Source organism: Methylobacterium sp. 142-1Y, from assembly GCF_057747795.1.
The window spans coordinates 190084-215000 of sequence record NZ_CM173224.1; the positions used below are offsets into that span (position 1 = coordinate 190084).

A 24917-nucleotide genomic window follows, 5' to 3' on the forward strand; every position below is an offset into this window, starting at 1 on the left:
GGTCATCCGGCCCGTCGCGCCCACGCCCCGGTGCCGGAGAGCGGCAGGGCGGCGGCGGCGGCGAGCGGCATCGGCCGGCCGGTGAGGAAGCCCTGGACCCGCGTCACGCCGATGCCCCGCAGCACCGCGTACTCGGCCTCCGTCTCCACCCCCTCGGCGACGATCTCGCAGCCGATGCGCCGTCCGTAGCCCGTCAGCGCCTCGGTCAGGGCCCGGCGGCCGGAATGCGCGTCGATGGCCCGGATCAGGCTCATGTCGAGCTTGATGATCTCCGGGGCGAGGTCGAGCACGTGCCGCAACGTCGCGTGGCCGGCCCCGACATCGTCGATGGCGAGGCCCAGGCCCCGGCTCCGGAACGGCGCCAGCGCGTCGCGCAGGGCCTCGTAGGAGGCGACCGCCGCATGCTCGGTCAGCTCGACCACCAGCCGGTCGAGCGGCGCCCCCGCGATCGTCTCGGCGAGGCGCGACGCAGCGAGGCTCGCCGGCGACAGGTTGACCGACAGCCTGACGCCGGCGGGGAGGGAGGGCAAGGCGCGCAGGGCCTTGCGCAGGGCGAGGAACTCGAGTTCCCCGTCCAGGCCCACCTCGGCGGCGTCCGCGAACCAGGCGTCGGGACCCTTGCTCATGAGGCCTTGGCCCGTCGGGGCAGTGAAGCGGGCCAGGGCCTCGAAGGCGGCGAGGCTGTCGTCGGCGGTGCGGTAGATCGGCTGGTACACCATCTCGACGGACTCGTCCGCGATCGTCTCGGCGATGCGCCGGTGCTTCGCGTCCCGCTGCCGCGCGGCGTCGCGGTCCTTCCCCAGGATGGAGTTCACGAGATCCGCGCAGAGACGCAGGGTCGCGAGATCGCGGGTCGTGAGGCTCCGGTCCGGCGTGAAGCTGAAGCAGCACAACGTCCCGTAGGGCTCGCCGTCCGCATGGCGCAGAGGCACGCTCAGATGGGCCCCGACCGGCAGGTCGCGGGTGGCCGGCAGCTGTGCTGCGACCGGATCCTCGGCGGCGTCCTGCATCAGGCCGGGCATCAGGCCCTTGGCGACGTAGTAGCAGAAGCTCTGTTCGAGCGGGGCATGGCCTCCCACGACGACCGGGCCGTGCATCGTCTCGGAATCCGCGAATCTGAAGACCCGGTCGCCCGCCACGAACTCGGAAATGAAGCCGACATCCATGGCCAGGTGGCGGCGGACGGCCCGGAGGACTGACAGGATCTGGTCGCTGGCACTGCCGGAATAGTCACCGAAGACGGGGTGCAGGGGCATCGTTCGATCCGGTCGGGAGGGGGGTTCGTGCCGTTGTATCAACTTGGGATTGTATTTCTGGGATCTTTCGGAGGCAAGACCTTTTCGATTTAACTAAATTTATGATATGAATTTATTCATAAATTCAACACTCTGCAATCATTCGCGACCAAGTCGCAGTCCCGATCAGATATATGGCAATGTGGATGCGTCACGCGGCCGTATCGCTATGCTACAGGTGTCGAGCGAATGCGGGTGCCTGATGCAACCACACGTCTTATCGGGCGCGGTCGTGGACGGCAGACTCAGCGTCAGGACAGGCATCTTGATCTGTTCGAGGTCACAAGTCACAACAAGCAGTTGCGAATTTTTCACAAGATTGGCATCCTGACAAGGTGACGAGTGCGCAGTCGATCTGACTAGAGAAGTCGCCATGCTCGGTTCGGATACCCAAGAGAGGCAGCGCCGTCCCGGTGCCGGCGCGGCCGCGATCCTGGACCGGGTGCCGTTGCCCCTCAGAGCCCTGCTCGACCGGATCGAGCGCGGCATCGTCGATTTGGCGAATGCCGATCGGGCGGAAGGCACCGGGGTGCGCGAGGGGATGCATGCCCTGCGCAGCGCCCTGTCGGATATCTGCGCCCTGACGGAGGCCGAGGCACACCCGACGGTGATGCGTGCCGTGGAGCGACTCGCGGGCGCGGGCGAGCGGCTGGCGGAGATGGCGAGCCGTCCGCGCCGGGCGCGTTCGGCGGCGCGCGGTGCGGCGACGCGGGCCTTCGGGGGCCTGGCGGCGGTCCTGGTCGGCACGCGCCCGAGCCGGATCGCCGTGAGCCTCGGCCGGGGCTGGTAGCTCCGCCCCTCTTACGCGCTCGACGCGTGATCGCCCGAGTTTCGGTGCGCCGGCGCACCCCGCGCGCGCCCTGCCGCGCGCAGGCGCCCTGCATCGTCCGCGCTGGCCGGATTCGCGGCCCTGCGCCACATTCGCGTCATCCTGCACCGGAGTACCTGAATGACCAGCCCCCTCCTGTTCCAGCCCCTGCGCCTCGACGGCCTGGAGCTGGAGAACCGCATCATCGTCGCGCCGATGTGCCAGTATTCGGCCCGCGACGGCGAGGCGACCGACTGGCACATGATGCATCTCGGCCAGCTCGCCATGTCGGGCGCCGGGCTCCTGACCCTGGAGGCCACGGCGGTGTCGCCGGAGGCGCGGATCACGCACGGCGATCTCGGGCTGTGGGACGACGGGACCGAGCGGGCGCTGGCCCGGGTCCTCGACGCGGTGCGGGACTACGCGCCGGTGCCGGTCTGCATCCAGATCGCGCATGCCGGCCGCAAGGCCTCGAGCGAGCCACCGTGGCGCGGCGGCCATCAGGTGGCGCCGGACTCACCCCGCGGCTGGCTCACCGAGGCGCCTTCGGCGCTCGCCCATGCCGACGGCGAGGTGGCGCCCCGGGCGCTGGACCGCGAGGACATGAAGCGCATCCGCGACGGGTTCAAGGCCACCGCCCGGCGGGCGGTCCGTCTCGGCATCGACGCGGTGGAGATCCACGCGGCGCACGGTTACCTGCTGCACCAGTTCCTGTCGCCGCTCGCCAACCGGCGCAGCGACGAGTACGGCGGCAGCCTCGAGAACCGGATGCGCTTTCCCCTCGAAGTGTTCGAGGCGGTGCGCGAGGTCGTTCCCGCCGGTCAGCCGGTCTGGGCCCGGGTCTCGGCGACGGATTGGGTCGAGGACGGCTGGGAGGTCGAGCAGACCATCGCCTTCGCGGAGGCCCTGAAGGCGCGCGGCGCCGCCGCCATCCACGTCTCCACCGGCGGCGTCTCGCCCCGGCAGAAGATCGCCGTCGGGCCGGGCTACCAGGTGCCCTTCGCCGAGCGGGTACGGGCGGCGACGGACCTCGTCACGATCGCGGTCGGCCTCATCACCGAGCCGCGCCAGGCCGAGACGATTCTGCTGGAGGGCAAGGCCGACGCGGTCTCGCTTGCCCGCGCCATGCTGTACGATCCGCGCTGGCCGTGGCACGCCGCCGCCGAACTCGGCGCCCGGGTCCGCGCCCCGAAGCAGTACTGGCGCTCGCAGCCGCACCACTTGAAGGATTTGTTCAAGGAAGCGAGCTTCGGACAGCGCTAGTTTTTAATAAACCAGTGCGCTCCCTCGCATGTTGAAACCTGGACGGGCTGCGGAGATGTCACTCTCTCACCTTATCTTGAGGTGTTAGTTGATCTTCGATCGACTGACCTCGAAGGAGAACTCCAGCAGTCTCCACGATCTCTGGAGCCCTCCTTCGAGGCTCCTTTCAGTCGCACCTCAGGATGAGGTCGGTTTCTGGGAAACACTACTCGGCAGCAAGACGGCGTCAGCCGTCCTGCTCCTCCAGCAGGATCTCGCGCTTTCCGGCATGGTTGGCGGGGCCGACGATGCCCTCGCGCTCCATCCGCTCCATCAGCGAGGCCGCCCGGTTGTAGCCGATCTGCAACCGGCGCTGGATGTAGCTGGTCGACGCCTTCTTGTCGCGCAGCACCACCGCCACCGCCTGGTCGTAGACATCGGCCGACGGGTCGCCGAAGCCGCCCTGGTCCATGACCGGAGCGTCGGCCTCCTCCTCGCCCTCCTCGGCGGTGACCGCCTCGAGGTAGGACGGGCGGCCCTGGCGCTTGAGATGGGCCACGACCTGCTCGACCTCGTCGTCCGAGCAGAACGGGCCGTGGACCCGGGTCGTCCGGCCGCCGCCGGCCATGAACAGCATGTCGCCCTGGCCCAGCAACTGCTCGGCGCCCATCTCGCCCAGGATCGTCCGCGAGTCGATCTTCGAGGTCACCTGGAACGAGATCCGGGTCGGGAAATTCGCCTTGATCGTGCCGGTGATGACATCCACCGACGGGCGCTGCGTCGCCATGATCAGATGCAGGCCGGCGGCGCGGGCCATCTGGGCGAGACGCTGGATCGCGCCCTCGATGTCCTTGCCCGCCACCATCATCAGGTCGGCCATCTCGTCGACCACGATCACGATGTAGGGCAGGGGCGCGAGATCCATCATCTCGTCCTCGTAGATCGCCTCGCCGGTCTCGCGGTCGAAGCCGGTCTGGACGGTGCGGGTGATCACCTCGCCGCGCGCCCGCGCCTCCGCCACCCGGGCGTTGAAGCCGTCGATGTTGCGAACGCCGAGCTTCGACATCTTCTTGTAGCGCTCCTCCATCTCGCGCACCGCCCATTTGAGGGCGATCACCGCCTTCTTGGGATCGGTGACGACCGGCGAGAGCAGGTGCGGGATGCCGTCATAGACCGACAGTTCCAGCATCTTGGGATCGACCATGATCAGGCGGCACTCTTCCGGGGTCATCCGGTAGAGCAGCGACAGGATCATGGTGTTGATCGCGACCGACTTGCCCGAGCCGGTGGTGCCGGCGACCAGCAGGTGGGGCATGCGGGCGAGATCGGCGATGATCGCCTCGCCGCCGATATTCTTGCCGAGGCAGAGCGCGAGCTTCTGCTTGGTCTCGGCGAAGGCCGGGGAGGCCAGGAGCTCGCGCAGGTACACGGTCTCGCGCTTGGCGTTCGGCAATTCGATGCCGATGGCGTTGCGGCCCTGGACCACGGCGACGCGGGCGGAGATGGCCGACATCGAGCGGGCGATGTCGTCGGCGAGCGAGATGACGCGGCTCGACTTGGTGCCGGGCGCCGGCTCCAGCTCGTAGAGCGTGACGACGGGACCCGGGCGCACGGCCAGGATCTCGCCGCGGACCCCAAAGTCCTCCAGCGTCGATTCGAGCAGGGTGGCGTTCTGCTCGAGCGCATCGGTCGACACCGCGGCGCTCGGCGCCGGGTGGCGCGGCTCGGCGAGCAGCGTCAGCGCGGGCAGTTCGTAGGAATCGGGCGAGGCCGGGCCGGGCGCCGGCGCGCGCCGGGTCTGGATCGGCGGGGCAGGGGGCGCGACGCGGCCGCGCGGGGCGTCCATCGCGTCGTCGTCCTCGTCCCCCGGCTCGTCGTCCAGCGCGGCGTCGGCCCGGCGCGGGGCGCCCTCGACCCGGCGTGATGCGCCCTCGGCGAAGACCGGCTCGCGGCGGCCGGATTTGGCAGTGCCGGGCTTGGCAGTGCCGGGCTTGGCGGAACGCTCGACCGGAGCCTCGGGCTCGTCCCAGGCCTCGCCGGGCTCGGCGAAGGCACGGCGGGCGGCGAGCGCCGGCGAGTTGCCGGCATAGGGATCGGCGGCGCCGTGGCGCCAGGAGCCGTCGCGGACCGACTCGATCTTCTGCGCCACGGCGCTGCGGGCGCTGATCGCCAGATGGGCGAGGGCCCCGAGCGAGGCGAGGCCGAGCCCGGGCGATTCGTCGTCGTGGGATTGCGCTGCGCCGCGGCGAGGCTGCCGCTCGTCGTAGCGGCTCACCACCGGCGCGTAGGATTCCGCCTCGTCGTCGGCCTCCTCGTCCTCGATCAGCCCGAAGCCGCAGGCGCCGGTCAGGCTGACCACCGCGATGGCTGCGTACAGGAAGCCCGCGAAGGCCCCGGCCGGGCCGGCGATCGCCTTGGCGGCGCCCAGCAGCGCGTCGCCCGCCACGCCGCCGAGGCCGGTCGGCAGCGGCCAGCGCGCGGTCGGGGGGAGGGCGCTCGCCATGCCGCTCGCCGCCCCGAAGCCGATGACCCAGAGCACCAGCCGCAATTGCAGCCGCGCCAGCCGGTGGGTGCGCAGCAACCGCATGCCCCATACCGCCGGCGGCAGCGCGAAGGCCAGCGCCCCCAGGCCGAGGAGCTGCATGCCGAGATCCGACACCACCGCCCCGCCGAAGCCGAGGAGGTTGCGGGCCGTCCGGGAGGTGGCGTGGTTGAGGCTCGGGTCGTCGATCGACCAGGTCGCCAGGGCGACCGTGAAGCACGCCGCCCCGACGAGCAGGGCGAGGCCGGTGACCTCCGTCGCCCGCCGCGTCAGGAACGCGCGGAGCGTGTCGATGAGGCCATCGTAGGGCGATGCCGAGCGACGAAGCGAACGCATGCGGACAAAAACCGGGAACGCGGAACTGGACGGTGAGGATGCGGCGGGGCGGTTAATGGCCGTTTAAGGCTAACCGGGCTTTGCCGCGATGCGGGAGAGCGGCGCGAATGCGCTGGTCTCGCACCGATTTCCTCACTCACCGATCCCCCGCCCGCATGGTCGTCCGGGGTAGAGAAGGGGCGCTGATATTCCCCTCTCCCCGCGGGCGGGGAGAGGCTTTCGTCCCCCTCGTCGGGGACGAAAGAAGCGGAGGCGAAAGCCGCAGCGAGGGTGAGGGGGTGTTTCCGGATGAGACTCCTTCGGAAACACCCCCTCACCCTCGCCCTGCGGGCTTGCCGCTCCCTCTGAACGAGGGCTCGGCCCTCTCCCCGCCCGCGGGGAGAGGGGAAAATCAGCGCTACTTCTTTCGCCGGACAGCTCTGCCCGGCCCGGGTACGGGGGCCCCTCTAGCGGGGCGCCCGCTCACCCGTTCACGCGGTCGACCCGGCTCACCACGCGCTTGGCCCTCAGCTCCGACACGATGGCGTTGAGGTGCTTCAGGTCCCAGACCGCGAGGTCGATCGTCACGTCGGTGAAGTCCTGGGTCCGCCGCTTCATCGAGATGTTGTCGATGTTGCCGTCGTGGTCGGCGATCACCTGGGCGATCTGGGCGAAGCTGCCGGGTTCGTTGATCGATTGGAGGGCGAGCCGGGCCGGGAAGCGCTGGTTGGAGGCGCCGTCCACGTCCCAGCGCACGTCGAGCCAGCGGTCGGGCTCGTTGTCGAAGGCGGCCAAAGCCGGCGACTGGATCGGATAGATCGTCACGCCTTCGCCGGGGGTGAGGATGCCGACGATCCGGTCGCCCGGCACCGCGCCGCCATCGGGCGCGAAGCGCACCAGCACGTCGCGGTCGAGGCCGCGGATCGGGATCGCGCTTTCGTCCGGCGCGCCCTCCTTTCCCGGCGCCTTGCCCGGCCAGGTCAGCCGCACCGTCTGGTCCTTGTCGAGGGACAGGCGTCCGGCGCCGTTGACGTGCGGGCGGGGCTGGCCCGGAGCGGGCTGGCTCGCCGCCGCGCGGCGCTCGTCCTTGTAGTCGGGATAGACCGCCTTCACGACGTCGCCGGAGAACATCTCGCCCCGTCCGACCGCGGCGAACACGTCCTCGGTCGATTGGCGGGCGAGCCGCGGCAGGGCGCCGCGCAGCTTCTCGTCGGAAAAGTTCTTGCCGGCGCGCTCGAAGGCGCGGTCCAGGATCTGGCGGCCGAGGCCCGCATACTGGCGGCGCACCGCCGAGCGGGTCGCCCGCCGGATCGCGGCGCGGGCCTTGCCGGTGACGACGAGGGATTCCCACGCCGCCGGCGGGATCTGGCCGTCGGCCCGGGCGATCTCGACCTCGTCGCCGTTCTGCAACTCGGTGAGAAGCGGGGCGATGCGGCCGTTGATCTTGGCGCCGACCGCGGTGTTGCCGACGTCGGTATGGACCGCGTAGGCGAAATCGATCGGCGTCGCGCCCCGGGGGAGCGCGATCAGCCGGCCCTTCGGGGTGAAGCAGAAGACCTGGTCCTGGAACAGTTCGAGCTTGGTGTGCTCCAGGAACTCTTCGGGGCTGTCGCCCTCGGCGAGCAGCTCGATGGTGCGGCGCAGCCATTGATAGGCGCCGCTCTCGGTGGCGAGATGCGGTGCGCCGTCCTTGTAGAGGGCATGCGCGGCAATGCCGTACTCGCCGATCTCGTCCATCTCGGTGGTGCGGATCTGGAGTTCGACGCGCTGGCTCTTCGGCCCGATCACCGTGGTGTGGATCGACCGGTAATCGTTCTGCTTGGGCGTCGAGATGTAATCCTTGTAGCGCCCCGGCACCATCGGCCAGGTGGTGTGGACCACGCCGAGCGCCCGGTAGCAGGTATCGACCTCGTCGACGATGACCCGGAACCCGAAGATGTCGGAGAGCTGCTCGAACGCGACCGACTTGCGCTCCATCTTGCTCCAGATCGAGTAGGGGCGCTTCTGCCGTCCCTTGACGGTGGCGGTGATGCCGGCATTCGCCAGCTTGGCGATCAGGTCGCGCTCGATGCTCTCGACCAGCCGCTCGGACTTGGCCGAGAGGTCGGACAGCCGCTTGGCGATCGTCGCGTAGACGTCGGGCTTCAGATTGACGAAGGAGAGGTCTTCCAGCTCCTCGCGCAGCTCCTGCATGCCCATGCGGCTCGCCAGCGGCGCGTAGATGTCGAGGGTCTCCTGCGCGATGCGGGCGCGCTTCTCCGCCGGCATGTGCTGCAGGGTGCGCATGTTGTGCAGCCGGTCGGCGAGCTTGACCAGCAGCACCCGCACGTCGACCGCGATGGCGAGCAGGAGCTTGCGGAAGTTCTCGCCCTGCGCGGCGCGCTTCGAGACCAGATCGAGGCGCTTGATCTTGGTGAGCCCGTCGACGAGCCGGCCGATCTCCGGGGTGAAGACCCGGTTGATCTCGTCCAGCGTCGCGGCGGTATCTTCCACCGTATCGTGCAGCACCGCCGCCACGATGGTGGCGTCGTCGAGCCGCAGGTCGGTGAGAATGGCCGCCACCTCGAGCGGGTGGGCGAAGAACGGATCCCCCGAGGCGCGCTTCTGCGTGCCGTGCGCCCGCATCGCGTAGACGTAGGCCCGGTTCAGCAGCCCCTCGTCGGCGCCGGGATTGTAGGCCTTGACCCGCTCGACGAGCTCGTACTGGCGCATCATCCGCCGTTGGTCTCCTTAGGCGCGTAAGAGCCGCCGGCACACGGCCGGCGGAGGCGTCGCGGCGTGCCGGATCTAAGCCGGTTGCGCTGAACGCCGACGACGCTGGTGGAGGTCCCAAAATCAAATATCGAGCCGAACCGGCGGCCGCGCCAGCCCCTAAACGTCGCGGCAGCCCCGCTTTGCGCAGGGCGGGCACGAAAAAACCCGGCCGAGGGGCCGGGTTCGGGTCGTGCTGGTGCTAACAGAAGGCTTAGTCGCCTTCCTCCTCGGTCTCGGTCGGGGGCGCGAGGTTCTCGAGGCCGCGCAGCAGGTCCTCCTCGCTCATTTTGTCGAACTGGATGTCGTCGCCGTCGCCCGAGCCCTGCGGCGCCACTGCGGCGGCGGCGGGCGAGCTGGAGAGCAGCGGAACCGTCTCGGCCTCCGGCTCGTCGACCTCGACGTATTTCTGGAGCGAGTGGATCAGCTGCTCCTTGAGGTCGTCCGGGGTGATGGTCTCGTCGGCGATCTCGCGCAGGGCCACGACCGGGTTCTTGTCGCGGTCGCGGTCGATGGTGAGGGGAGCGCCGGAGGAGAGCAGCCGGGCGCGGTGGCCGGCGAGCAGCACCAGCTCGAAGCGGTTCTCGACCTTGTCGATGCAGTCCTCAACGGTGACGCGAGCCATGCGCGACCCCTTCCTTGGTCAAACGAAAATCTCGGAGTAGCGGCCTCCCTACACGAGATGCCGTTTTGCAACAAGCGTCGGTGGAGCCCGGAGGATGTGAGGCTTTGCAGGGCAGTCGGGTGCAGGGCAGTCGGGTAAAGTGCACGGCGCGGGTAACCCTCCCCCCCTCTGCGGGGGAGGGTGGCTTACGGAGTAGGCCGGGAGAGGGGCAGCGCGACGTTGGTTTGGAGGGAGCCCGTCACCAAGGTCGCGACCTCTCCGGAAGCGTCGACCCCTCTCCGCCTCGCATCCGCGAGGCCCCCTCCTCCGCAGAAGGGGGGAGGGGGAAACCCGCGCCACTTCTTTCCGCCGTACAGCCCCGCCTCCGCAGAGGACCGCCGGAGCGACGATATCCAGCCCGCACGATTCTCCCGAACGCGGCCATGCATTTTTACCCTCCAGCCACGCTTGACTACCGCTTGCCGCTCTGCGACTGGCGCCGCCCAATCGCTGCGTCCCGCAGCCGCATCGACTCAATCCAGGGCAGGAAGCACCCCGCACGTGTCGCGCGCCTTCATCTTTCCGGGCCAGGGCAGCCAGGCCGTCGGCATGGGCTCCGCCCTCGCTGAAAGTCATGCCGCCGCCCGCGCCGTCTTCGCCGAGGTCGACGAGGCCCTGGGCCAGAACCTCTCGCGCCTGATGTTCGAAGGCCCGGTCGAGGAACTGACCCTCACCGCCAACGCCCAGCCGGCCCTGATGGCCTCCAGCATCGCGGTGCTGCGGGTGTTGGAGGCCGAGCGCGGCCTCGATCTCGCCCGGGACGTGGCCTACGTCGCCGGCCACTCGCTCGGCGAGTACAGCGCGCTCGCCGCCGCCGGCAGCCTGTCGCTGGCCGATACGGCGCGGCTGCTGCGCCTGCGCGGCGAAGCGATGCAGAAGGCGGTGCCGGTGGGCTCCGGCGCCATGGCGGCGTTGCTCGGCCTCGACGTCGAGGCGGCGGCCGAGGTCGCGGCGGACGCGGCCCAGGGCGACGTCTGCGACGTCGCCAACGACAACGGCGCCGGGCAGGTCGTGGTGTCGGGCCACCGCGCGGCGGTCGAGCGGGCGGTTGCCCTGGCGCAAGGCCGCGGCGCCAAGCGCGCGGTGATGCTCAACGTCTCCGCGCCCTTCCATTGCAGCCTGATGGCGCCCGCCGCCGAGGCGATGCGCGCCGCGCTGGACGCCGTCACCTTGCACCCCGCCGCGGTCCCGGTGATGGCGAACGTGCTGGCCTCTCCCATCAGCGATCCGGCGGCGATCCGCTCGGCCCTCGTCGAGCAGGTCACCGGCACCGTGCGCTGGCGCGAATGCGTCGCCGCGATGGCGGCGGCCGGCGTCGATTCCTTCTACGAGATCGGCACCGGCAAGGTGCTGTCGGGCCTCGTCAAGCGCATCGCGGCGGGGAGTTCGGCCACGCCGGTCGGCGCCCCGGCCGAGGTCGCGGCCTTCACGCTCTGAGAAAGTGACCGTCATGTTCGACCTCAGCGGCCGCAAGGCCCTCGTCACCGGCGCCACCGGCGGCCTCGGCGGCGCCATCGCCCGGGCCCTTCATGCCCAGGGCGCGCACGTCGCGGTCTCCGGCACCCGTCGCGAGGCCCTGGAGGCGCTGGCGGGCGAACTCGGCGAGCGCGTCCACGTCCTGGAGGCCAACCTGTCCGACACCGCGGCGGTCGAGGCCCTGGTGCCGGCGGCGGAGGCGGCGCTCGGGGGGCTCGACGTGCTGGTCAACAATGCCGGCATCACCCGCGACAACCTCTTCCTGCGGATGAAGGACGAGGAGTGGGACAGCGTGATCGCCGTGAACCTGACGGCGGCGTTCCGGCTGTCGCGGGCGGCCGTCAAGGGCATGATGAAGCGCCGCTACGGCCGGATCATCAATGTCGGCTCGGTGGTGGGCGCGACCGGCAATGCCGGCCAGGGCAACTATGCGGCGGCCAAGGCCGGCCTCGTCGGCCTGACCAAGGCGCTCGCCGCCGAGGTGGCGAGCCGCAAGATCACCGTGAACTGCATCGCGCCGGGCTTCATCACCTCGCCGATGACCGACGTGCTGAACGACAAGCAGCGCGAGGGCATCCTCGCCACGGTGCCGATGGGGCGCCTCGGCGAGGGCGCCGAGATCGCCGCGGCGGCCGTGTATCTGGCCTCCGACGAGGCGGCCTACGTCACCGGGCACACCCTGCACGTCAACGGCGGCATGGCGATGTTCTAAGGCATCCCGAGCACATTCCCCAGCCGGGAGGCACGGTTTCTTAACCGGGGGTGAAGCGGCCCTCGCCAGGGCTAAATCCCTGTGTTAAGCACCCGCCGGCCGTGCGAGGGGATTGACGGATCGGCCGCCCGCGGCTTTTCCACGACATGCGCGACCGGTGCGCCGGCCGCATCACGACTCTCCCCGGGGCTCCGCCCGCACGCGGCGGCTCCGGACAGTGCCACGAGCAGTAACTCAAGGATCTACACGATGAGCGATATCGCGGACCGGGTGAAGAAGATCGTCGTCGATCACCTGGGCGTCGAGCCCGAGAAGGTGACCCCGAACGCGAACTTCATCGACGATCTGGGCGCCGACAGCCTCGACACCGTCGAGCTGGTGATGGCGTTCGAGGAAGAGTTCAACGTCGAGATCCCGGACGACGCCGCCGAGACGATCCAGACGGTCGGCGACGCGATCAAGTTCCTCGAGAAGAACGCCGCCTGATCGCCGCGTCTTCCGCTAGAGCAACATCCGATCGCGCTGCGATCGAATGGTGCTCTAGATCATTGATTTTGCCGCATTTTCGTCGACGAACCGGTGTCCACTTCGTCGGAAAATGCTCTAGCAGGTAGAACGCTTCCGTCATGGGATCGGGTCGGGATAACGCGATGCGTCGAGTCGTCGTCACGGGCCTCGGAATGGTGTCGCCGCTGGGCAGCAGCGTCGACGTCACGTGGAGCCGCCTCATCGAGGGGCAAAGCGGTGCCGCCCGCGTCGAGGCCTTCGACGTCTCGGATCTGGCGTGCAAGATCGCCTGCTCGATCCCCCTCGGCGACGGCAGCGACGGCACCTTCAACGCCGATCGCTGGATGGAAGCCAAGGAGCAGCGCAAGGTCGACCCCTTCATCGTCTACGCGATGGCGGCGGCCGGCCAGGCGCTCGACGACGCCGACTGGCACCCGGCCTCGCACGAGGACCAGTGCGCCACCGGCGTTCTCATCGGCTCCGGCATCGGCGGCATCGGCGGCATCTACGATGCCTCGGTGACGCTGTTCGAGAAGGGGCCGCGGCGGATCTCGCCGTTCTTCATCCCGGGCCGGATCATCAACCTGGCTTCCGGCCAGGTCTCGATCGCCCATGGCCTGAAGGGTCCGAACCACTCGGTGGTGACGGCCTGCTCCACCGGCGCCCACGCGATCGGTGACGCCGCGCGCCTGGTCGCCCTCGGCGACGCCGACGTGATGCTGGCCGGCGGCGCCGAATCGCCGATCAACCGGCTCTCGCTCGCGGGCTTCGCCGCCTGCCGGGCGCTCTCCACCGGCTTCAACGACGAGCCGCAGCGCGCCTCCCGCCCCTACGACCGCGACCGCGACGGGTTCGTGATGGGCGAGGGCGCCGGCGTGGTGGTGCTCGAGGAATACGAGCACGCCAAGGCCCGCGGCGCCAAGATCTATGCCGAGGTGATCGGCTACGGCCTCTCGGGCGACGCCTACCACATCACCTCGCCCTCGCCGGACGGCGACGGTGCCTTCCGCTGCATGAGCGCGGCGGTGAAGCGCGCCGGCATCACGCCGTCCGAGATCGACTACATCAACGCTCACGGCACCTCGACGCCCCTCGGCGACGAGCTGGAGCTGAAGGCCGTCGAGCGCCTGCTCGGCAACGCCACCGACGTGGCGATGTCCTCGACCAAGTCCGCGACCGGCCACCTGCTCGGCGCCGCCGGCGCCATCGAGGCGATCTTCTCGGTTCTCGCCATCCGCGACGGGGTGGTGCCGCCGACCCTCAACCTCGACAACCCCTCGGTCGAGACCGCGATCGACCTCGTGCCGCACAAGGCGCAGAAGCGGAAGGTCGACATCGCCCTGTCGAACTCCTTCGGCTTCGGCGGCACCAACGCGTCGCTGATCCTGCGGCGGGTGTGAACGATCGCTGCGGGCCTGTCCAAGTCCGCTGTCCGGTCTGACACCCTCCGCGTCATCCCGGGGCCGCGCAGCGGAGCCCGGGATCCAGAACCACAGGTGGAACAGAATCGAGCGGGGCGCCGATCGCCCTGTCCTGACGAACCCGAGTGTCTGGATTCCGGGCTCCGCTTCGCGGCCCCGGAATGACTCGGGGGGGGTGAACCCAGGTTGGAGCGAGCCGGAATCCGGGCCTCAAGCCCATCGCCGAACTGTCAAAAGCCCCTCTCGCCGGTGCGGAGGGGCTTTCTTGCATGTGGCTTCCAGGGCGCCTCGGCTCCATTTCGCCATAAAACTTGCTAGGGTCTCGATCGCTTTCCGCCCTCTCGGGCCGGCATGCGCGTCCACGGCCGGCTTCCCGGACGCGCCACGACAGGACCGCCATGTTTCGCAGATCGAAGACGCAGGACCCGGCGCCGAGCGCGCCGGAGCCGGTCAGCCCGCCGAACCGGCTCGCCCCGCGCAGCCCGAGCGAGGCCATCAAGCCGACCGCCGCGCCGCCCCCGCCCGAGAAGCCGGTGCGCGAACGCGGCGGCCTGCTCTCCGCGGTGAGCGGCTTCCTCACCCTGTTCGTCATCCTCGGGATCGGGGCCATCCTGGGCCTCGTCGTCCTGGAGCGCCAGACCAACGAGGCGGGCCCGCTTCAGGCCGACAAGGTGGTGGTCGTGCCCCGCTCCAGCGTCGGCGAGATGGCCGACCTCCTCCAGCGCGAGGGCGTGATCGCCCATCCGATGCTATTCGAGCTGACCGCCCGCTTCGGCCGCAAGGCGGCGCTCAAGGCCGGCGAGTACAACTTCAAGGCCCATGCCAGCATCGACGACGTGGTCGACGTGCTGGTCCAGGGCCGGCCGGTACAGCACGCCATCACCTTCCCCGAAGGCCTGACGAGCGAGCAGATCGTCGCCCGCCTCAACGACAACGACATCCTCACCGGCGACATCAACGAGACCCCGCCGGAGGGTTCGCTGCTGCCCGACACCTACAAGTTCGAGCGCGGCGATTCCCGCCAGAAGATCCTCAACCTGATGCGCACCAAGCAGCGCGAGGTGCTCAACCAGATCTGGGCCCGCCGCTCGCCCGACGTGCCGGTGCGCACGCCCCAGGAGATGGTCACCCTGGCCTCCATCGTCGAGAAGGAGACCGGCCGGGCCGACGAGCGCCCGCGGGTCGCCGGCGTGTTCGTCAATCGCCTTCAGAAGCGGATGCGGCTGCAATCCGATCCGACCATCGTCTACGGCCTCGTCGGCGGGCGCGGCACCCTCGGGCGCGGCATCCTGCGCTCCGAGATCGACCGGGTGACGCCCTACAACACCTACGCGATCGAGGGCCTGCCGCCGGGACCGATCGCCAATCCGGGCCGGGCGGCGCTCGAGGCGGTGGCGAACCCTTCGCGCACCAAGGAGCTGTTCTTCGTCGCCGACGGGACCGGCGGCCACGTCTTCGCCGAGACGCTGGAGGCGCATAACCGTAACGTCGCCCGCTGGCGCCAGGTCGAGAAGGCGAAGGCCGCTTCCGATCCGGCCTCGACGATCGGCGTCGACAAGGTCGAGCCGCCGCCGCAGGCCGATCCCTCGGCCCTGCCTTCGGCCCTGCCGTCGCGCACGGGGCTGCCCGGCGCGCCGCTCGCCTATGACGGCGGCGACGCGAATCCGGGCGCCCGCTCGCGTGCCTTCGACGCCTCGGAAGGGACCGCCCGCGACCCCCTGCGCAACAGGACCTACGACCTGAACTCGCCCAAGACCGTCCCGGTGCTGTCGCAGCCCAAGGGCACGCCCGGGTCGCGCAACCCCTGACCGGACTCGCGTCGGCGTACCGACGCGAGTCCGCCATGACGTCAGACCCCCGTCGTGCCGCCGGTTCCCTCGCGAAGCCGGCGGCCACTCTCGCGACACCTGCTTAGAGCGCCCGATGTCCATCGCCAGCATGACCGGCTTCGCCCGCGAGACCGGAACCACCGGACCCGCGCACTGGGCTTGGGAGCTCAAGAGCGTCAACGGCCGCGGGCTGGAGGTCCGGGTCCGGGTCCCGACCGGCCTCGATGCCGTCGGCGAGGAGGCCCGGGCCCTGGTGCAGAAGCGCCTCGGGCGCGGTACCTGCCACCTCACCCTGACCCTGTCGCGGACCGAATCCGCACCGAGGGTGCGGATCAACGAGACCCTGCTCGCCTCCCTGGCCGAGGCGGTCACCCGGGTGCCGATGCCTCTCGGCATCACGCTCCCCTCCGTCGACGGGCTCCTGAGCCTGCGCGGCGTGGTCGAGGTCGAGGAGGATGCGGGCGACGACGAGGCCTTGCGGCGCGACCTCGCGGCGGCGGCCCTCCGGCTGGTCGCGGCGCTGGTCGAGGTCCGCCGCGCGGAAGGGCGGGCGCTCGCCGAGATCGTCGGCGGCCAGCTCGCCGCCATGGCCGACCTCGTCGAGGCGGCGGAGGCCTGTCCGGCCCGGCAGCCCGAGGCGGTCAAGGCCCGCCTCGCCGCGCAGGTCGCGAGCCTGATGGAGGTCGCCAGCTTCGATCCGGCCCGCCTGCACCAGGAGGCGGTCCTGCTCGCCGCCCGGGCCGACGTGCGGGAGGAGATCGACCGCCTGCGCGCGCATCTGTCCGCCGCGCGCGATCTCCTGGCGACGGGGGGCGCCGTCGGGCGCCGGCTCGACTTCCTGGCCCAGGAACTCGGCCGCGAGGCCAACACGCTCTGCGCCAAGGCCAACGACGTGTCGCTCTCCCGCATCGGCCTCGACCTCAAGGCGGTGGTCGAGCAGTTCCGGGAGCAGGTCCAGAACGTCGAGTAGGGGATATCTCTCCCCGGCCCGTCGCCCTCTCCCCGGTTGCGCGCCCGCCGGGCGGACGGCATGGGAAGGGAAGAATCGGAAAGCCGGCCGCGCGTCGGTGCCGGCGAGAAGGTGATGCAACGCGATGGTGGCGACGATGGGCTCCGAACTCCTGACCACACCGGTGGCGCGCCGGGGCCTGGTGCTGATCCTCTCCTCGCCCTCGGGGGCGGGCAAGACCACCCTGACCCGGGCCCTGGCCCAGCGGCCCGAATGGGGCCTCGAACTCTCGGTCTCGGTCACGACGAGGGCCCGCCGCCCGTCCGAGATCGACGGCCAGCATTACCGCTTCATCGACCGCGACGCCTTCGAGCATTTGCGCGAGCGCGACGACCTGCTCGAATGGGCCGAGGTGCACGGCAATTATTACGGCACGCCGCGGAGCCCGGTGGAGCGGGCGCTGGCCGCCGGCCGCGACATGATCTTCGACATCGACTACCAGGGCACCCGGCAGGTCCGGGGCAAGCTGCGCGACGACGTCGTCACCATCTTCATCCTGCCGCCGAGCATGGCCGAGCTGCGCCGCCGCCTGGAGCGCCGGGCCGAGGATTCCGCCGAGACGATCGAGCGCCGCCTGCTCAACGCCCGCACCGAGATCGAGCGCTGGTCGGAATACGATTATGTCCTGGTCAACGACGACCTCGACCGCTCGTTCAAGACCCTGGAGGCGATCCTCGCCGCCGAGCACCTGCGGCGCGAGCGCCAGACCGGCCTCGCCGGCTTCGTGAGCGGCCTCCTCGCCGAGGGCCGGGACGCATCGGGGACATCGAAAACCTGACGCGCGGGAACGAATCGCCCGCGATGCAAGTTGGATCCCCGTCGAATCCGCTACGTCGCCGCTCCTGCCGCGCCGGGCAGCCCAAGGGGACGAGCGATGCGTGAACTGGCCTGCGACGTGGCGATCATCGGCGCCGGGACCGCCGGGATCGCCGCCCACGCCGCGGCCACCAAGGCCGGAGCCCGCGCCGTGCTGATCGAGCGCGGCCCCGGCGGCACCACCTGCGCCCGGGTCGGCTGCATGCCCTCGAAGCTGCTGATCGAGGCCGGCCGCGCCGCCCACGACGCGCGCGGGACCCGATCCTTCGGTGTCACGACCGGCGAGGTCCGGGTCGACGGCCGGGCGGTGATGGAGCGCGTGCGCGCCTTGCGCGACGATTTCGTCGCCTCCGTCTTTGAGGGGCTCGACCGGATTTCCGCCGATCTGCGCGTCAGCGGCACCGCGCGCTTCACCGACCCGACGACCCTCCTCGTCGACGATCATACCCGGATCAGCGCCGGCGCGGTGGTCGTCGCCACCGGCTCGACCCCGAGCCTGCCGCCGCCCCTTCGCCCGGTCGCCGACCGGGTGCTCACCACCGACATCTTGTTCGAGATCGAGACCCTGCCCGACTCGCTCGCGGTGCTCGGCGCCGGCCCGGTCGGCCTCGAACTCGCGCAAGCGATGGCCCGCCTCGGCGTCCAGGTCACGGTGCTCGATCCGGGCGACGCCGTGGGCGGCGGCCGCGACCCGGAGGTCGGGACTTGCGCCGCCGCGCTGATCGGGTCCGAATTCACCCTGCATCTCGGCGCCACCGTCGAGAAGGCCGAGGTGGTGGGCGACGGGATCCGGCTGACCTGGCGCCGCAAATCCGGCGAGACGGCGAGCGATACCTTCGCGCGCGTGCTCGCCGCTGCCGGCCGGCCGCCCAACCTCGCCGACCTCGATCTCGGTGCCGCGGGACTCGCCCTCGACGAGGACGGCCTGCCGGATTTCAACCCGCGCACGCTCCAATGCGGCACCGCCCCGATCTTCATCGCGGGCGATGCCAACCAGGAGCACCCGGTCCTGCACGAGGCCCAGCGCCAGGGCTGGATCGCCGGCGGCAACGCCGCTCGCTTCCCCCAGGTCGAGGCGCCGCCGCCCTGGCCGGCCTTCGCCCTGGTCTTCACCGATCCGCAGATCGCGGCGGTGGGCAGGGCCTTCGATGCGCAAGCCGCCCGCGACTGGGTCATCGGCGAGGCCTCTTTCGCCGATCAGGGCCGCGCCCGAGCGATGGACCGGGCCGCCGGCCTGATCCGGGTCTATGCCGAGCCGGACGGCCGGCTCATCGGCGCCGCGATGATCGGGCCGGGGGTCGAGCATCTCGCTCACCTCATGGCGATCGCCGTGCAGGAAGGCTGGGACGCTGCGACCTTTCTCGACCGGCCCTTCTATCACCCGACCCTGGAGGAAGGCTTGCAGAGCGCCGTCAAGGCGGTGGCCGAGCGCACCGGCGGTACACGGTGACAATGCGGCGCCGTCCGGCCGGGCGATCACCCGTTGCGGTTTCGTTCAGGTTGGGAATTATCTAAAGTGCCGGACCGGCCGCCGAAGGCGCACCACTCTCGGGCCATCGCTTCGTTGGAAATGCCGTGACCTTGCCCGACCCGACCACGGCTCCGACGATCGATCTCGACGCCCTGGCGCCGCCCGACCTCGACCGCCTGCGCCAGGGCGTGATCCAGATCGACGGGCGCGGGATCATCCATCTCTACAACCGGGCCGAGAGCGTTTTTTCCGGCCGCGCGCCCGAGCGGGTGATCGGCCGCAACTTCTTCACCGACGTCGCGCCCTGCACCCACCTGCCGCATTTCTACGGCCGCTTCCGCGAGGGCGTGCGCCGGGGCCGGCTCGATCACAGCTTCTCCTTCGTCTACGGCTTCGATCCCCGGCCGATGCAGGTGCGGATCACCCTGCGCCAGGCCGCCACGCCCGACCGCTACTGGATCGTCACCGAGCCGGTGGAGACGCTGGAGCACGGGCATAGCCGCGAGGCGGTGCAGGCGGCGGTGAGCCAGCGGGTGCGGGCCGAGCCGGTCGATCCGCGCCTGTGCGAGCAGGAGCCGATCCACATCCCGGGGGCGATCCAGCCCCATGCCGTGCTGGTCGCCGCCGACCGCGACACCCTGACCGTCGTGGCCTGCAGCGGCAACGTCCGCGACGCCCTCGACCGGGACCCCCTCGGGCTCGACCTCGCCGCCCTGCTCGGGGGCAGCCTCGCCGACCGGATCCGCGAGACCCTGCAAGGAGACGGCGTCGATCCCGGCCGCACCCTGCGCCAGCGCCTCGTCCTGCCCGCCACCGACGGCCTGCCGGTCGAGGTGGTGGCCCATCGCAACGGCGACCGCATCATCGTCGAGCTCGAACTGGCGCCGGCCCATCCGGAGGATTTCCGCTCCGCGAGCCAGCTCGACACCGAGCTCGCCATCAGCCGCCTGCGCGGCGCCGGCACGCTGGAGGACGCCGCCGCGGTGGCGGCCCGCGAGACCCGGGCGCTGACCGGCTTCGACTGCATCCTGGTCTACCGCTTCGATCCGGACTGGAACGGTGCCGCCATCGCCGAGGACAAGGACCCGTCCTGGACCCGCAGCCTGCTCGGTCTGCATTTCCCGGCCTCCGACATCCCGGCCCAGGCCCGTGCCCTCTATACCCGCTCGAAGAGCCGCTTCGTCATCGACCGCGACTACGTGCCGGTGCCCCTCGTGGCGACGCCGACGACCGCGAATGCTCCGATCGACCTCACCTTCGCCCAGGCGCGCAGCCTGTCGCCGATCCACCTCGAGTATCAGCGCAATCTCGGCGTGAACGGCTCGATGTCGATCTCCATCCTGGTCGAGGGGCGGCTCTGGGGGCTGATGATCGGCCATCATCGCCGGCCGCACTACGTCGCGCCGGAGACCCGCGCCGCCGCCACGGTGCTCGCCGACGCCTTCGCGATGCGGGTCCACGAACTCGAGAGCCGGCGCCTGTGGCAGGAGCAGCAGGCCCACCTGGCGCTGGAGAGCGACCTGGTGCGCGAGCTCGCCCGCTCGGACGATTTCGTCAGCGCGCTCACCGAGAACACCCACACCCTCCTCGACCTGTTCGAGGCCGGCGGCGCCGCCACCGTCTCGGACGGATCCGTGCGCAGCCTCGGACGGACCCCGCCGCCGGACGCGATCCTGGCGGTCGCCGCCTGGCTGCGCGCCACCCTGCCGGCGGACCGCGCCAGCTACGCCACGGCGGAGTTCGCCGCCGCCCATCCGCCGAGCGCGCCCTTCGCCGAACAGGCCAGCGGGCTCCTCGCCGTGTTCGTCGATGCCGAGCGGCGCCACCTGCTGCTGTGGTTCCGGCCCGAGATGCCGAGCACCGTCACCTGGGGCGGCGATCCGCGAAAGCCCGTCCTCGCCGGCAGCGGCCCGGTGGCGGTGCTGCCCCGGCGCTCGTTCGAGCGCTGGGTCGAGGAGCGCCGCGGCGTCTCGGAGCCTTTCGCCCCCTGGCAGGTCGCCATCGCCGAGGCCCTGGCCCAGGCGGTGGAAGGCGTGGTCCTGCGCCAGCAGCGCAAGATCACCGAGCTGACCGGGCTGCTGGCCGACAAGGAACGCCTCCTCGCCCAGAAGGACCTGCTCACCCGCGAGATCGACCACCGGGTCAAGAACTCCCTCCAGATCGTCTCCGCCTTCCTGCAGATGCAGCGCCGCCAGGTGACCGACCCGACCTCGCAGGCGGCCTTCGCCGAGACCGCGGCCCGGGTGATGAGCGTGGCGCGGGTCCATGACAGCCTGTACCAGGCCGAGAGCGTCGAGGAGGTCGATCTCGGCCAGACGATCGAGAATCTTTGCGCCGATCTCGCCGGCATGGCGGGGGAGGGGCACGCGGTCGATCTCGATGCCGAGCCCGGCCTGATGGTGCCCTACCGCAAGGCGGTGGCGCTCTCGCTGATCGCCACGGAGCTGATCACCAACGCCTTCAAATACGCCTTCGCCGAAGCCGGCGGCCGCATCGCGGTGCGGGTCGCCAGCGAGGCGGAGGGGCGGGTGCGGCTCTCGGTCTGCGACGACGGCAAGGGCCTGCCGGTCGATTGGCAGAACGTCCCGGCCCGCGGCACCGGTCTCGGCATGAAGCTGGTGCGCGCCATGCTCGACCAGATCAACGCCCGGCTCGAGGTCGAGAACTGTCCCGGCGCCTGCTTCACGGTCACCGCGTGAGCGATATCCTGGAGCGCCTGCGGGCCGAAACCAGGCCGGCGCACGAGGCGATCGAGCGCGACCTCGCCTGGGAAACCCGCGTCGCGACCCTGGCCGAATACCGCGCGCTCCTCGCCCGGTTCTGGGGGTTCCACGCCGTGCTGGAGCCGGCCCTCGCCGCATCCCTCGACGACGCACCCTTCTTCGATCCCCGTCGGCGCCTCGCGCATCTCGCCGCCGACCTGCGGATCCTCGGTTTCGACGACGCGACGATCCAAATTCTGCCGTGCCCGCGCCTCGCCCCGCCGCGCGACCGGGCCGAGGCCTTCGGCGCCCTCTACGTCCTGGAGGGCTCGACCCTCGGCGGCCAGGTGATCGCCAAACATATCGGGCGCCAGCTCGGGCTCACTGCGGAGTGCGGCTGCCGCTACTACGCCGCGCATGGCCGCGAGACCGGCGCGATGTGGAAGGCTTTTCGCCAGCGCCTGGCCGAGGAGGCGACACGCGGCGAGGCCGATGCCATCGTGATCTCGGCGACCGCGACCTTCGACGCCATGCGGCACTGGCTCTGCGCCACAGCTGTCCCGGCCCTGGACGAAGAGGGGAGGGGCCCTGTCGCGAAAGTTTCGCCAAGGGGTTGACGGGTCCGGAGGTGGCCCGTATACCCCAGCCCATCGGCGCCGGCCGCTCCCGCGGACCGGTCGCTGAGCCATCTTCGAGACAGTCTGGGCCGGTGAGCCTGACCTTGGTCAGGCGCTGGTCCCGTTTTTGCCGATGATACCCCGGTTTCGATCGGGTCGCTCTTTGACAAGTTCATACGAGAAAGAGAAGCGTGGACGGCGTCGTCCCTGCGGGCTGGTTCTTCGCGAACCAGCTGTGAGTAGGATGATGCTGATCTGACGTTTCGGTGCTCACACGATTGGTGGAAACGCCGGTCGGTCGTGAGCCTCCGTTTATGTTGTGATCAGCTATGATCAGCTCTTCAACTTGAGAGTTTGATCCTGGCTCAGAGCGAACGCTGGCGGCAGGCTTAACACATGCAAGTCGAGCGGGCCCTTCGGGGTCAGCGGCAGACGGGTGAGTAACGCGTGGGAACGTGCCCTTCGGTTCGGAATAACTCAGGGAAACTTGAGCTAATACCGGATACGCCCTTATGGGGAAAGGCTTGACTGCCGAAGGATCGGCCCGCGTCTGATTAGCTAGTTGGTGAGGTTACGGCTCACCAAGGCGACGATCAGTAGCTGGTCTGAGAGGATGATCAGCCACACTGGGACTGAGACACGGCCCAGACTCCTACGGGAGGCAGCAGTGGGGAATATTGGACAATGGGGGCAACCCTGATCCAGCCATGCCGCGTGAGTGATGACGGCCTTAGGGTTGTAAAGCTCTTTTCTCCGGGACGATAATGACGGTACCGGAGGAATAAGCCCCGGCTAACTTCGTGCCAGCAGCCGCGGTAATACGAAGGGGGCTAGCGTTGCTCGGAATCACTGGGCGTAAAGGGCGCGTAGGCGGCTGATTTAGTCGAGGGTGAAAGCCCGTGGCTCAACCACGGAATGGCCTTCGATACTGGTTGGCTTGAGACCGGAAGAGGACAGCGGAACTGCGAGTGTAGAGGTGAAATTCGTAGATATTCGCAAGAACACCAGTGGCGAAGGCGGCTGTCTGGTCCGGTTCTGACGCTGAGGCGCGAAAGCGTGGGGAGCAAACAGGATTAGATACCCTGGTAGTCCACGCTGTAAACGATGAATGCTAGCCGTTGGTCTGCATGCAGGTCAGTGGCGCCGCTAACGCATTAAGCATTCCGCCTGGGGAGTACGGTCGCAAGATTAAAACTCAAAGGAATTGACGGGGGCCCGCACAAGCGGTGGAGCATGTGGTTTAATTCGACGCAACGCGCAGAACCTTACCATCCCTTGACATGGCATGTTAGGCGGAGAGATCCGTTGTCCTCTTCGGAGGCGTGCACACAGGTGCTGCATGGCTGTCGTCAGCTCGTGTCGTGAGATGTTGGGTTAAGTCCCGCAACGAGCGCAACCCACGTCCCTAGTTGCCATCATTTGGTTGGGCACTCTGGGGAGACTGCCGGTGATAAGCCGCGAGGAAGGTGTGGATGACGTCAAGTCCTCATGGCCCTTACGGGATGGGCTACACACGTGCTACAATGGCGGTGACAATGGGCAGCGAAGGGGCGACCTGGAGCGAATCCCCAAAAGCCGTCTCAGTTCGGATTGCACTCTGCAACTCGGGTGCATGAAGGCGGAATCGCTAGTAATCGTGGATCAGCACGCCACGGTGAATACGTTCCCGGGCCTTGTACACACCGCCCGTCACACCATGGGAGTTGGTCTTACCCGACGGCGCTGCGCCAACCGCAAGGGGGCAGGCGACCACGGTAGGGTCAGCGACTGGGGTGAAGTCGTAACAAGGTAGCCGTAGGGGAACCTGCGGCTGGATCACCTCCTTTCTAAGGATGCTGTTTGTCAGGACGATCGGTTCGCCGGTCCTCTCCTCGTACGGCGTCATTGGAATCAGGGCTCAGTCGGAGCCCATTTGGCGGGACGCGCCGTCTTCGTTTCTCTTTCTCATCATCCGGACACGCTGGGCGGTAAGCCAAGCGACGGGCCTGTAGCTCAGGTGGTTAGAGCGCACCCCTGATAAGGGTGAGGTCGGACGTTCGAGTCGTCCCAGGCCCACCAGGATCAGGAGATAACCTCTGCCGATGAGCGGCGTCCCACGGGGCTGTAGCTCAGTTGGGAGAGCGCGTGCTTTGCAAGCATGAGGTCGTCGGTTCGATCCCGTCCAGCTCCACCACCCTCCCCTGCCAATCGGCAGTGAGGTCGAGGGTCGTCCGGATCAAAGAGCTTCGCACCATCGACGCATCAGCGGGTGGCTGCGGATATCTGACATCGTGAAGAGGGAATGTGCCCGGGCCGTTGCGAAAGCGGCGGACCTGGGTGCGTTCGGCAAGCATAAGGCAGCGGGTTCGAAAGAACCTGCTGCCGGTCTTTATCGTGACCGTGGATGGTGGTGACGACAGCTAAGGCTGTCGCTCACCGCCGGACACCGATCATGAGAGCGATCAAGTGCCTTAAGAGCATCTGGTGGATGCCTTGGCGCTGAGAGGCGATGAAGGACGTGGTACGCTGCGATAAGCCTTGGGGAGCTGCGAACGAGCTTTGATCCGAGGATCTCCGAATGGGGAAACCCACCTTCAGCCACCGTATCGTGGGTTCATGGGAAACCGTGGGCCTGCGCTACGATGGTTCGAGAAGGTATCAAATCCTGAATTCATAGGGGTTTGAAGCGAACCCGGGGAACTGAAACATCTCAGTACCCGGAGGAAAGGACATCAACGAGACTCCGTCAGTAGTGGCGAGC

16 protein-coding genes, 2 tRNA genes and 2 rRNA genes (1 of these 20 running past the window's edge) are annotated in these 24917 nt (G+C 69.3%); 16 read left to right on the top strand and 4 right to left on the bottom strand.

Annotated features, from left to right (window positions below):
- Positions 1–2: 2 nt before the first annotated feature.
- Positions 3–1256, bottom strand: a complete 1254-nt coding sequence (locus AC3AOF_RS00845) for a sensor domain-containing phosphodiesterase (protein ID WP_488347432.1) — start codon at positions 1254–1256, stop codon at positions 3–5.
- A 412-nt stretch (positions 1257–1668) separates the two neighbouring features.
- Here AC3AOF_RS00845 and AC3AOF_RS00850 point away from each other — a divergent pair, with 412 nt between their 5' ends.
- Together AC3AOF_RS00850 and AC3AOF_RS00855 are read left to right on the top strand one after the other, a co-directional pair.
- Positions 1669–2085: a hypothetical protein gene (locus AC3AOF_RS00850; protein WP_488347433.1), complete on the top strand. Its 417-nt coding sequence runs from the start codon at positions 1669–1671 to the stop codon at positions 2083–2085.
- Positions 2086–2244: 159 nt separating this feature from the next.
- Positions 2245–3366 carry an NADH:flavin oxidoreductase/NADH oxidase gene (locus AC3AOF_RS00855; RefSeq protein ID WP_488347434.1) on the top strand — a complete coding sequence of 374 codons (1122 nt, stop codon included), beginning with the start codon at positions 2245–2247 and terminating at the stop codon, positions 3364–3366.
- A 226-nt stretch (positions 3367–3592) separates the two neighbouring features.
- Here the strand turns inward: AC3AOF_RS00855 and AC3AOF_RS00860 are convergent, their stop codons facing one another.
- The 3 genes from AC3AOF_RS00860 to rpoZ all read right to left on the bottom strand — a co-directional run bounded on the left by AC3AOF_RS00860 (position 3593) and on the right by rpoZ (position 9578).
- A complete protein-coding gene (locus tag AC3AOF_RS00860; protein WP_236992440.1) occupies positions 3593–6223 on the bottom strand; it encodes a DNA translocase FtsK in 2631 nt (876 codons plus the stop codon).
- A 462-nt stretch (positions 6224–6685) separates the two neighbouring features.
- Positions 6686–8917 carry a RelA/SpoT family protein gene (locus tag AC3AOF_RS00865; protein ID WP_236992439.1) on the bottom strand — a complete coding sequence of 744 codons (2232 nt, stop codon included), beginning with the start codon at positions 8915–8917 and terminating at the stop codon, positions 6686–6688.
- 250 nt (positions 8918–9167) lie between these two features.
- Positions 9168–9578 (bottom strand): DNA-directed RNA polymerase subunit omega, encoded by a 411-nt coding sequence (rpoZ, locus tag AC3AOF_RS00870; protein ID WP_060848248.1) that lies wholly within the window; start codon positions 9576–9578, stop codon positions 9168–9170.
- Positions 9579–10118: 540 nt separating this feature from the next.
- Between rpoZ and fabD the strand changes: the two genes are divergently transcribed.
- The 14 genes from fabD to AC3AOF_RS00940 all read left to right on the top strand — a co-directional run.
- Positions 10119–11054, top strand: a complete 936-nt coding sequence (gene fabD / locus AC3AOF_RS00875) for an ACP S-malonyltransferase (RefSeq protein WP_488347435.1) — start codon at positions 10119–10121, stop codon at positions 11052–11054.
- 13 nt (positions 11055–11067) lie between these two features.
- Entirely contained in the window at positions 11068–11805 is a 738-nt protein-coding gene (fabG, locus tag AC3AOF_RS00880; RefSeq protein ID WP_236992437.1) for a 3-oxoacyl-[acyl-carrier-protein] reductase, read from the top strand.
- Between the two features lie 249 nt (positions 11806–12054).
- A complete protein-coding gene (locus tag AC3AOF_RS00885) occupies positions 12055–12291 on the top strand; it encodes an acyl carrier protein (RefSeq protein WP_236992436.1) in 237 nt (78 codons plus the stop codon).
- A 164-nt stretch (positions 12292–12455) separates the two neighbouring features.
- Entirely contained in the window at positions 12456–13712 is a 1257-nt protein-coding gene (gene fabF / locus AC3AOF_RS00890; RefSeq protein WP_488347436.1) for a beta-ketoacyl-ACP synthase II, read from the top strand.
- A 419-nt stretch (positions 13713–14131) separates the two neighbouring features.
- A complete protein-coding gene (gene mltG / locus AC3AOF_RS00895; RefSeq protein ID WP_488347437.1) occupies positions 14132–15541 on the top strand; it encodes an endolytic transglycosylase MltG in 1410 nt (469 codons plus the stop codon).
- A gap of 115 nt (positions 15542–15656) precedes the next feature.
- The gene (locus AC3AOF_RS00900) at positions 15657–16532 is read left to right on the top strand and encodes a YicC/YloC family endoribonuclease (RefSeq protein ID WP_236992433.1); all 876 of its coding nucleotides are present in this window, start codon (positions 15657–15659) and stop codon (positions 16530–16532) included.
- A 136-nt stretch (positions 16533–16668) separates the two neighbouring features.
- Positions 16669–17349 (top strand): guanylate kinase, encoded by a 681-nt coding sequence (gmk, locus tag AC3AOF_RS00905; RefSeq protein WP_488347438.1) that lies wholly within the window; start codon positions 16669–16671, stop codon positions 17347–17349.
- A 96-nt stretch (positions 17350–17445) separates the two neighbouring features.
- Positions 17446–18837, top strand: coding sequence for a dihydrolipoyl dehydrogenase (locus tag AC3AOF_RS00910; RefSeq protein ID WP_488347439.1), 1392 nt, complete (start codon positions 17446–17448; stop codon positions 18835–18837).
- A 125-nt stretch (positions 18838–18962) separates the two neighbouring features.
- A complete protein-coding gene (locus AC3AOF_RS00915) occupies positions 18963–21557 on the top strand; it encodes a histidine kinase dimerization/phosphoacceptor domain -containing protein (RefSeq protein ID WP_488347440.1) in 2595 nt (864 codons plus the stop codon).
- Positions 21554–22177 (top strand): biliverdin-producing heme oxygenase, encoded by a 624-nt coding sequence (locus AC3AOF_RS00920; protein ID WP_488347441.1) that lies wholly within the window; start codon positions 21554–21556, stop codon positions 22175–22177. The genes AC3AOF_RS00915 and AC3AOF_RS00920 overlap by 4 nt, the downstream gene beginning before the upstream one ends.
- Positions 22178–22519: 342 nt before the next feature.
- A 16S ribosomal RNA gene (locus tag AC3AOF_RS00925) occupies positions 22520–24003 on the top strand.
- A gap of 155 nt (positions 24004–24158) precedes the next feature.
- A tRNA-Ile gene (locus AC3AOF_RS00930) sits at positions 24159–24235 on the top strand.
- A gap of 39 nt (positions 24236–24274) precedes the next feature.
- Positions 24275–24350 (top strand) — tRNA-Ala (locus tag AC3AOF_RS00935).
- Positions 24351–24616: 266 nt separating this feature from the next.
- Positions 24617–24917, top strand: a 23S ribosomal RNA gene (locus tag AC3AOF_RS00940); it runs 2516 nt beyond the window's last position.
- The 16S and 23S rRNA genes sit together here with 2 tRNA genes alongside, the layout of an rRNA operon.